1 pseudogene is annotated in these 501 nt (G+C 52.1%); it reads right to left on the minus strand.

Annotated elements, in window-relative coordinates:
• A pseudogene (locus QGM61_RS15225) lies at positions 1 to 501 on the minus strand (IS3 family transposase); the annotation flags it as partial.

Consider the following 501-nt stretch of genomic DNA (forward strand, 5'->3'; position numbering starts at 1 on the left):
GCGTCCATCAATCAACGTGTCGCTCATGAAGTCGATCGACCAGACCTGATTAACGTTCGTCGGCACACTCAGCGGGTCAGGCCTGTCACGCTGTATTCGCCGCCGGGGCTTGATGCGCAGGTTCAATTCCAACTCCCGATAGATCCGGTATACGCGCTTATGATTCCAACTAAAACCACGCACGTTACGAAGGTGCAAATAGCAAAGTCCAAACCCCCAGCGTCTATGGGCTGTGGTAAGACGCAACAGCCACTCAGCTATTACCGCGTTCTGAGAGCTAAGCTTCGGCCGGTAGTAATAACACGACTCGCTCACACTCATACACAAACAGGCAAATCTGATGCTTACGCCCCGGCGTTTAACAATTTCTTCAGCCACCTCTCGGCGTTGAGATGGCTTCAGTACTTTCCCTCAATGACTTCCTGGCGGATCTCAGCCTTGAGTTTTTCCTCGGCGTACATCTTCTTGAGCCGACGATTCTCATCCTCCAGCTCTTTCATC

The organism is Pseudohongiella sp. SYSU M77423 (genome assembly GCF_029911965.1).
GTDB lineage: Bacteria > Pseudomonadota > Gammaproteobacteria > Pseudomonadales > Pseudohongiellaceae > Pseudohongiella.